This is a genomic window from uncultured Ruminococcus sp. (assembly GCF_937915125.1).
Lineage (GTDB): Bacteria > Bacillota > Clostridia > Oscillospirales > Ruminococcaceae > Ruminococcus_C.
In genome coordinates, this window is sequence record NZ_CALDMP010000014.1 from 1 (window position 1) to 4030 (window position 4030).

Sequence of the window (4030 nt, forward strand, 5' to 3'; positions counted from 1 at the left end):
TGTGACAGCTTATCTATTTTATCACATCTTGTCGATTTTGTCAAGTGAACTTTTTGTGAAGATTTTTGAACTCCCGTTCATTCTTCACGCTTTTTTCACTTTATCTCAACTACTGCAATCAACAGACAGCTTATTTATTCTATCACACTATTGCGATTTTGTCAAGTTAATTTTTTGTGAACCAAGCCGAACTCCCGTTTGCTTTTCTCACTCTTTTTCCTTAACTTTCGCTCTCGTGCGACAGCTTTATTATTATAGCACAGGTGCTTTCTATTGTCAAGTAAATTATATGCTAATATTTTTTGTTGATTCTTGTTAATTATGCACAGGTATTAAAAAAGCGGCACATCTGCACCGCTTTCCTTCGATTTACCGCATAATTTTACTTTATCACACACAAGTACTCGATAATCTGCACTATTCTGTACCACATTGTGAGGGTGTGCTCTAATTCTCCCCTTTTTCCACCGGCAGAATTTCCGCCTTGATCTTCGAGATCCAGTTATCCTCCATTGCCAACACCGTAAACCGCACATGCTGCCACTCCACAGAGGGATTTTCATGGGCTTCAGGGATACGTCCCAGCAAGTCCACCACAAAGCCGCTGACTGTATCGAAAGGCATTTCCTCCGGCAGCTCCAGTCCCAGCAAAGGGAATGCCTCTTCCGGGTCGGCATGTCCATCAATGGTATACAGCGAATCCGTGATGCGGTGCACTGCTGTTTCCTCCTCGTCATATTCATCCTGGATATTGCCCACGATCTCCTCCAAAATATCTTCCATGCAGACCACACCAGCTGTACCGCCGTATTCGTCCACAACAATCGCCATCTGCATTTTTTTTCGGGACATATCCGACAGCACATCGTCACACTTTGCCGTCTCCGGCACAAACAACGCCTCACGCATAAAATAACGCACAGAAAATCCAGTAATATTCTTGCATCCGATAAGTCCCAGCAAGTCCTTGGTGTTCAGAATGCCGATGATATTATCCACACTGTCCTGATATACGGGCATACGGGAATAATTTTCGTCTCTTGCAAGATCCACTACTTCCTGGATCTCCATTTCCACATCCACTGCCACCAGTTCCTTGCGGTGGGTCATGACTTCGGAGATGGTAATGTCGTCAAACTCAAAAATATTATTGATCATTTCACGCTGCTGTTCTTCGATTGCGCCTGTAGCATTGACAGCATCTACCATTTGCAGGATCTGTTCCTCCGTTATCATTTCTTTTAAAACCTGTTTACCGCCAAAAAGCTGGTTCATCCCAGTATGCAGCGCCCGAAGCGGCAGAAGCAGTGTCATAATCAGGCGCACATGCCCCACTGATTTTATTGCAATTTTCTGCGAAATTTTCCGCCCCAGACCTTTCGCCATACCGTCTGCCAGCAAAGCCAGCACCAATGCACCCAGACCAAACAGCAAAATCAGAACAAGAGTCTGGGCAAAAGGGTGAGGCATTCCCTCATATAGCATATCATCCAACGCAACATTGGTATATCGAAACATCACTGCTGCGCGAAGAGATGGCAGAAATCCTTTTGCGCTTGCATAAAAATACGTCAAGACTTCCAAGGAAGTACAAAAAACTGCAAATTCCACTGTCTCCGCATTCAGCAGTACAGCTTTCTTTTCCCAATAATAGGATAGCTTTTTCTCTTTTTCCATCATACTTTTCAGCCGACCGCCCAGCGTCCGAACCGCTGCCATTGCCGCTGCAAACCAGCCATGCAGCAGGCAGAAAATCAAAGCCAAAGATACCAGTAACGTATCACAGGAATCCATATCATTCTCCTTAACCTGAATTTAACAGAATTTGAAAAAACGCTGCCAATCTGACACTGGCAGCGTTCTTCTTTGTATACGAGTTTATCGTTCTTCACAAATCAATTTGATTGCCGTGCGTTCCTCACCGTCGATCTGAATATTCGCAAACGCCGGAATGCAGATCAGATCCACGCCGATGGGCGCCAGATAACCACGTGCAATAGCAATGGCTTTTACAGCCTGGTTTGCAGCACCGGCACCAACAGCCTGTACCTCAACCATCTTTTTTTCACGGATGACGCCGGCAATAGCACCGGCAACTGAGTTCGGGGAAGAGTGCGATGATACTTTCAAAACTTCCATGATAAAATGCCTCCCTTAGTACGATTCTTTGTCAAATGCTGTTTCGTACTGTTATACAATTTTGGCAGCAGTCTGCCTGTTCGAGATTTTTACACCATCATTATACAATAAAGCATGTAAAAATGCAAGCCCTATGCGCAAAGTTTGTGCATTATCGAACAATCAAACGCTCAATTTTCGTACATTTACCACACTTTTCATCAAAGCTAATGACAACGCCATTGATAAAACACGGTTCCTCGGACTCGGTGAAGCGCGTTGGAAAGTGGAACCGGAACCGATCCAGCGCCGGCTGAACTGCCACACCCAGGATGGATTTTTCCGGTCCGGTCATGCCGACGTCAGTCAGATAGCCCGTATGTTCCTCCAGAATGGTCTCGTCTGCGGTCTGCACATGGGTATGGGTTCCCACCACTGCGGTAACTCTTCCAGCAAGGAAAAATCCCATGGCTTTTTTCTCCGCCGTAGCCTCGGCGTGAAAATCCACCAGAATATTCAGCGTCTCGATCTCCTCCAGAAGCTGTTCCACAACGGTAAAAGGATTGTCGAGGGGGTCGAGATAAGCCGTACCGGAGAGATTCAGCACTGCCACCTGGCACGGCCCGAAGTCAATGGTACAGACGCCGTGTCCTACGCAGCCCTCAGGATAATTCGCCGGACGGAGCACCACGGGATTCTCATAGATAGACAGAGCTTCCCGACGTTTAAAGCAGTGATTGCCGGTGGTAATGACATCTGCTCCGGCGGAAAAAATCTGTTCCATGGAGTGTTTGGTGATGCCGTTCCCCTGGGCGGAATTTTCGCCGTTGACTACGGTCATGTCGATCTGATGCGTTCGTTTGATGGACGGGAGATGTTCCTGTAAGAACCGACACCCAGCCGCTCCCACTACATCTCCGATGTGTAATAATTTCATGGACTAACCTCTCTCTATTTCATTGTCCTGATTATACCATGGAGCAGCAAGGTGTGTCAAGCGTTTCCTGTCACATCCTGCGAATCATATTTTTTCCAAAGATAAAACCGTCAAACCCATATTTTCCGCTGTTCCCTGTGTTTCTCGACCGCCAGAACAACGGTGCTCCGGCGGAGCATTTCCTGTTCTGCAAGATGGTACGCTCTTTCCACATCCGTTTGCAGGGAGCCCATCAAAATTCCCACTGTATCCGCCGCTTCATGGATGGCAAAATACCGTTCTCTGGCATTCTCGTTCCAGAGCGCTGTCTGATCTTCATAGGGCACCGCCACATGGCGCCGGATTCCCGGGCATTCTGACCGCAGTGCAAGCACAATTTCCGCCGCCCACATGGGTACGCCGTATTCGCGGTTGCATTCGTCTGGCAGATTTTCATCATGTTTCTGTAGCTTATCTGTTGAGTAGAACAAATGATAAATAAACCCCATCAATTACCCAAAATGGCGTAGTTGACGGGGTTTTTGTAGGGGGAAACTGCGTTCGCCCGGGTGATGGTTATCTCAAATTGACGGGCGAACAATGTTCGCTCCTACATATATTACCATAAACATGCAATTTCACGAAAAACAATGCCTTGAAAATTTTCCCGCAATCTGTTATAATAAAAATGAAAAGAGCACACCTGAGTGACTCACCGTTTCCGGTAAGTCTGCCGAAGTCATTTCTGCGAAACTTCGGACGACGGTCGCTCCCAAAAATTTAGCGATTACGAAAATAACCGCCCAAGTTGGAAGCTAGGGGGCGGTTATTTTCATTTTTAACCAAAATTTCAGGCGACCAAATTTCATCCCAACAAAAAAATAAAGCGCACAAGCACGAACCTTGTACGCTTTACAATGGAAGAGATAATACAATGCAAATGGAGCGGATTACGAGGCTCGAACTCGCTACCTCCACCTTGGCAAGGTGGCGCTC

At 46.6% G+C, this 4030-nt stretch carries 4 protein-coding genes; all 4 read right to left on the reverse strand.

Annotated elements, in window-relative coordinates:
- Nucleotides 1-447 precede the first annotated feature (447 nt).
- Nucleotides 448-1794 (reverse strand): hemolysin family protein, encoded by a 1347-nt coding sequence (locus tag Q0418_RS01325; protein WP_298481742.1) that lies wholly within the window; start codon nucleotides 1792-1794, stop codon nucleotides 448-450.
- Between the two features lie 84 nt (nucleotides 1795-1878).
- Entirely contained in the window at nucleotides 1879-2139 is a 261-nt protein-coding gene (locus Q0418_RS01330) for a stage V sporulation protein S (RefSeq protein ID WP_022410602.1), read from the reverse strand.
- 151 nt (nucleotides 2140-2290) lie between these two features.
- A complete protein-coding gene (locus Q0418_RS01335; RefSeq protein WP_298481743.1) occupies nucleotides 2291-3055 on the reverse strand; it encodes a TIGR00282 family metallophosphoesterase in 765 nt (254 codons plus the stop codon).
- Nucleotides 3056-3165: 110 nt separating this feature from the next.
- Nucleotides 3166-3525, reverse strand: a complete 360-nt coding sequence (locus Q0418_RS01340; RefSeq protein ID WP_298481744.1) for an SLOG family protein — start codon at nucleotides 3523-3525, stop codon at nucleotides 3166-3168.
- Between the last annotated feature and the right edge of the window lie 505 nt (nucleotides 3526-4030).

Bases quoted from the DNA above. Each gene is read 5' to 3' on its own strand.
- Q0418_RS01325 (WP_298481742.1), bottom strand. From the start codon at position 1,794: ATGGATTCCTGTGATACGTTACTGGTATCTTTGGCTTTGATTTTCTGC.
- Q0418_RS01330 (WP_022410602.1), bottom strand. From the start codon at position 2,139: ATGGAAGTTTTGAAAGTATCATCGCACTCTTCCCCGAACTCAGTTGCC.
- Q0418_RS01335 (WP_298481743.1), bottom strand. From the start codon at position 3,055: ATGAAATTATTACACATCGGAGATGTAGTGGGAGCGGCTGGGTGTCGG.